We start from the raw sequence: 4,417 nt of genomic DNA on the forward strand, positions 1-4,417 counted from the left end.
CGGGCCCTCGAGCACGGGATGCCGCCGTCGGGCGGTATGGGCATGGGGATCGATCGGCTCCTCATGGCCATCACCGGCCTCGGCATCCGCGAGACCATCCTCTTCCCGCTGGTCAAGTAGGGTCCGGGCCCCGGTCTCCCGCCGGCTCGCCCGGACGCGGCCGGTGGAACGCCCACTCCGGAAGGTGTCCGGCGTTCACCATCGTCAGGACGATGCCCGCCAGGCCGTGGTCCGGTTCGATCGCGAACGCCATCTCGGCGAAGGCCGCCGCGTGCGTGGAGCGCCCCAACGCCCACGACAGCCACGCGCAGGTCGCGAGGGCCCCGGCGCGGCGCGCTCGCGGAGCCGCCGCGGCTGCCGCGCGCGCCGCATCCAGCGCGCGGTTCAGACGTTCGACATCGGGCATCGGGCCTTCTCCCCACATGCGCCGGGCGATGTCGGGCGGATACGCCTCGCCGTTCTCCCACCGCGCCTGCGCATCGAGCGCGTCGTCACCGTCGAGGAGCGTTCCGCACCACTGCACGAGGGCCACGTCGCGCAGCGCCGGGCGCGACAGGCACCACGTCAGCAGCGCGAGGTCGAACTCGGCGGCGGTGCCGGCCTCCGTCTCGACGACCTCCTCGAACAGGGAGGGGACGTCGTCGAGCGCGTCGATGGCGGCCACCGCCTGCGGATCGATGCGCTCCTTCGTCGGGGTGCCGAGAACGGCCCGGATCGCCGCGTCCAACTGCGTCAGAGCGCGCGCGACACGCTCCTTGGTGGCGAGATCGGGTGCGGGGAGCGTCGCGCCGGATGCCTGATCTCCGGTCGGCGCGGGAAGCTCGGGCATCGCCTCCGCGCCCCGCTCGATCTCATCCAGATCCCAGCCGGCGTCGGGGGACTCCGGGTCCAGCGTGGAGCCCCATCCGTCCGCGGCGACGCACAGGGCGTCGCTCACCCGGAGCCCGGCCGCGTCGGCCCGCACGGCGAGCGCCTCGAGCAGCGCGCGGTGCGGCATCCCGTCGCGATAGCTCGCGGCGGTGTAGACGATCGCGGCGAACCCGTCGACCTCGGGCAGGCGGCAGATCATGCCGAGGAACGTCGCCGCGCAGCGGTCGACCTCGTCGGCATCCGAGCCGACGGGGAGGTCCACGCGCATGACGCCGGTGGTGCGGGTGCCCACGAACGGCACGAGGACGAGGCTCTCGGTGGGCTGATATCCGGCCAGCCGAGGGACGAGGGCGAGGAACTGCGCCGCGTTGGCGGCCTTCACGATCGAGGTCATGGATCCACCGTCATCGCGCGATCGCGGCCGTGGGGACGAGATCGGCGCGATGGGGGAACTCGACGTTGTCCACAGGCTCGTCGGGGGGAGGTCGCCGTCTCCCAGCGAAGCCGGCGACAGGGCGCGTATCCTGGAGGGGTGGATGACTTCTGGCTCGCGGCCGCATGGGCGATCCTGCCCACCCTCGTCGTCAGCCTCCTGTTCTTCTGGGTCATCCGCAGCATGATCCGCGCCGACCGCAACGAGCGCCGCGCCTACGCGCGACTCGAGGCGAAGGAGCGTGCCCGTCGCGGGCTGCCGCCGGCACCCGAGGCTCCCGCGTCCGGGAACTGACACCGCGTCCCGATAGCCTGGACGCAACGCGCCCGTCGATCGCGATGCGGGCCAGTCAGGGGGACACCACCGTGGCCGAGGATGCCGTCACCTTCGTGTTCACCCCGCCCAGCTGGTGGGTCGTGACGATCTTCGTCGTCGACCTCATCATCCGCATCACCGCCATCATCGTCATTCCGCGCAATCGGCGTCCGACCTCGGCCCTCGCCTGGTTGCTGGCGATCTACTTCATCCCGTTCGTCGGGGTGCTGCTCTTCCTCGTGATCGGCAATCCCCGCCTCCCCCGCAAGCGACGCAAGATGCAGGACGACATCAACGCGTACATCCGGGAATCCAGCGAGGCGCTCGATTTCGGGAGTCTGCGTCCGAACGCGCCGGACTGGTTCACCTCGCTGGTCACCCTCAACCGCAACCTCGGGGCGATGCCGCTGTCGGGGGACAATGACGCGCACCTGATCTCGGACTATCAGGCCAGCCTGGATGCGATGGCCGACGCCGTGCGCAGGGCGCAACGCTACGTGCACGTCGAGTTCTACATCCTGCAGTCCGACGACGCGACGGACAACCTGTTCCGCGCCCTCGAAGAGGCGTGCGAGCGCGGCATCACCGTGCGCGTGCTCCTGGACCACTGGGCCAACCGCGGCAAGCCGTTCTACAAGCAGACGCTGAAGCGTCTGCGCGACATGGGCGCCGACTGGCAGCTGATGCTCCCGGTCCAGCCGCTGAAGGGCAAGTATCAGCGACCCGATCTGCGGAACCACCGCAAGCTCCTGGTCGTCGACGGCCTCGTGGCGTTCATGGGCTCGCAGAACGTGACCGATTCGACCTACAACCTGAAGAAGAACATCCGACGCGGCCTGCACTGGGTCGACCTGATGGTGCGCCTGGAAGGTCCCGTCGTCGCGTCGATCAACGCGGTGTTCCTCAGCGACTGGTACGCCGAGACGCAGGAGGTGCTCTACACCGAGACCGACCTCGACGAGCTGAAGGCCGGTCCCGGTGATCTCGACTGCCAGATCGTGCCCTCCGGACCCGGCTTCCGTTTCGAGAACAACCTGCGCCTGTTCGCCGCCCTCATGTACGCCGCCCAGCGCAAGCTCATCATCGTGAGCCCCTACTTCGTTCCCGACGAGGCGATGCTCCTGGCCATCACGAGTGCGTGCCACCGCGGCGTCGAGGTGCAGCTGTTCGTCTCCGAGGAAGGCGACCAGGCGATGGTCTACCACGCGCAGCGCAGCTACTACGAGGTGCTGCTGAAGGCGGGGGTGAAGATCTGGATGTATCGCAAGCCGTTCATCCTGCACTCGAAGTCGATGACCGTCGACGACGAGGTCGCCGTGATCGGGTCGAGCAACATGGACATGCGTTCGTTCGGTCTGAACATGGAGATCTCGATGCTGGTGCGCGGTGAGGAGTTCATCACCGAGATGCGCGAGGTCGAGGCCGAGTACCGTTCGCTCAGCCGCGAGCTCACCCGCGACGAGTGGGAGAAGCAGCCGCTGCGCTCCACCGTCCTGGACAACCTCGCGCGCCTCACCTCGGCGCTGCAGTGACGCGACGCGCTGATTTCGTTATTCCGCTGTGACCAGACGTGTCGCGATCGTTCGGGGACACGGAGCATGATGACCTCATGCTCCGTGCTCGCCTCGTCGTCGCCGCCCTCGCGCTGACCGTCTCCTCGGTCCTCATCGCCGGGTGCGCCGGCGCAGCGGCACCGGCGGTCACCCCGGTGCCCGTGCCCTCGACCGAGGGTGCGGAGAGCCTCGACGCCGAGATCGACGCCGCGTGGCTCGACGACGGCAGCGCCGTCGGCATCCTCACCTACGGCAGCTCCACGTGCCTTCCCACGGCGGGCGACCCGTCGTACGACGACGGGGTGGTGACGGTCGAGCTCACCGATCCCGACGGGGTCGTCTGCACGCGGGACCTCGTGGCGCGCGCCACCTACGTGTCGCTCCCGGAGGGGCTCGACCCGGCCGATGACCTCGAGGTGGTCGTCACCGGTTCGTACCGCGGGCAGACCGATATCGCCGGCGATGCCACGCTCGACGGCAAGGGCGGCGGGCTCGACGAGGCTGCTCCCAGCGCCGGCTGGGCCACCGCGGAGATCTTCCTGCTGCTGACGTGGGGTTCATCCACCTGCCCGCCGCTCATCTCGGGAGCCGTCGCGACGACGCCCACCGAGGTGACCGTCACGATCGATCCGCTCCCGGACGACCAGGTCTGCACGGCCGACTTCGGTCCGCGGGTGTCGGTGATCGCCGTGGAGGGTCTGGATGACGACGCCGACGAGCGCGTCGAGGCGGTGCTCGCCGGCGACGAGTACGACGCGGTGCGCATCCCCATCGCCGGCTCCCGCTGATCCCGGCCGCGGCCGTCGCCCGGCGGCGGTCGCCCCGGCGTAGGGCCCGCATCCGCCTCGCCCCGGCCCGACCGTGCCCCCGTGCCCGCTCCGCAGTCACAATCTGCGGATTGTTCGCGGTCACACCCGCACTTTGTGACTGCTGAGCAGTGGAGCCCCCTGCTCCGCAGTCAGGACCTGCGGGTCTTCGGGATTGGCGCCGGCAGGAAGTGACTGCGGAGCGGTGAAGCCTGCTGAGCGTGGCGAGCGGAGCGGGCGCGCGGGCGGGCGAGCGGAGTTGCCGAGCAGACGGAGCGGAGCGGGCCGGCCGGCCGGGGGCGGCGAGCGGCCGAATCGGCGCCGACCACCATTCGTTCACAGGACGGGATCTGGATGCCGTCTCCACAGCTCGGGCGGATGCTGACGCCGACCGCGACGCGACGTGCCACGCTCGCGGCATGCACCGCTCGCCGCTTCCC

The 4,417-nt window shown here is 70.0% G+C and carries 5 protein-coding genes; 4 read left to right on the plus strand and 1 reads right to left on the minus strand.

Features of this window, described 5'->3' with window-relative positions:
- On the plus strand, positions 1–120 hold a 120-nt coding region (locus tag B4E30_RS16610; RefSeq protein WP_414683213.1), incomplete at its 5' end, for an amino acid--tRNA ligase-related protein.
- Here B4E30_RS16610 and B4E30_RS11400 read toward each other — a convergent pair.
- Positions 113–1,264, minus strand: coding sequence for a DUF4192 family protein (locus B4E30_RS11400; protein ID WP_286795382.1), 1,152 nt, complete (start codon positions 1,262–1,264; stop codon positions 113–115). The genes B4E30_RS16610 and B4E30_RS11400 overlap by 8 nt on opposite strands.
- Before the next feature lie 138 nt (positions 1,265–1,402).
- Here B4E30_RS11400 and B4E30_RS11405 point away from each other — a divergent pair, with 138 nt between their 5' ends.
- The 3 genes from B4E30_RS11405 (at position 1,403) to B4E30_RS11415 (ending at position 3,959) form a co-directional block, all read left to right on the plus strand.
- Positions 1,403–1,597: a hypothetical protein gene (locus B4E30_RS11405; protein ID WP_071045123.1), complete on the plus strand. Its 195-nt coding sequence runs from the start codon at positions 1,403–1,405 to the stop codon at positions 1,595–1,597.
- 44 nt (positions 1,598–1,641) lie between these two features.
- Entirely contained in the window at positions 1,642–3,150 is a 1,509-nt protein-coding gene (gene cls, locus B4E30_RS11410; RefSeq protein ID WP_414683212.1) for a cardiolipin synthase, read from the plus strand.
- Between the two features lie 77 nt (positions 3,151–3,227).
- Positions 3,228–3,959 (plus strand): hypothetical protein, encoded by a 732-nt coding sequence (locus B4E30_RS11415; RefSeq protein WP_286795384.1) that lies wholly within the window; start codon positions 3,228–3,230, stop codon positions 3,957–3,959.
- Positions 3,960–4,417: the final 458 nt, after the last annotated feature.

It is taken from the genome of Microbacterium sp. UBA3394, assembly GCF_002358725.1.
GTDB classification, from domain to species: Bacteria; Actinomycetota; Actinomycetes; order Actinomycetales; family Microbacteriaceae; genus Microbacterium; species Microbacterium luteum.

Coding starts and splice junctions, on each gene's coding strand:
- cls (WP_414683212.1), top strand. CDS start 1,642: ATGCGGGCCAGTCAGGGGGACACCACCGTGGCCGAGGATGCCGTCACC.
- B4E30_RS11415 (WP_286795384.1), top strand. CDS start 3,228: ATGCTCCGTGCTCGCCTCGTCGTCGCCGCCCTCGCGCTGACCGTCTCC.
- B4E30_RS11400 (WP_286795382.1), bottom strand. CDS start 1,264: ATGACCTCGATCGTGAAGGCCGCCAACGCGGCGCAGTTCCTCGCCCTC.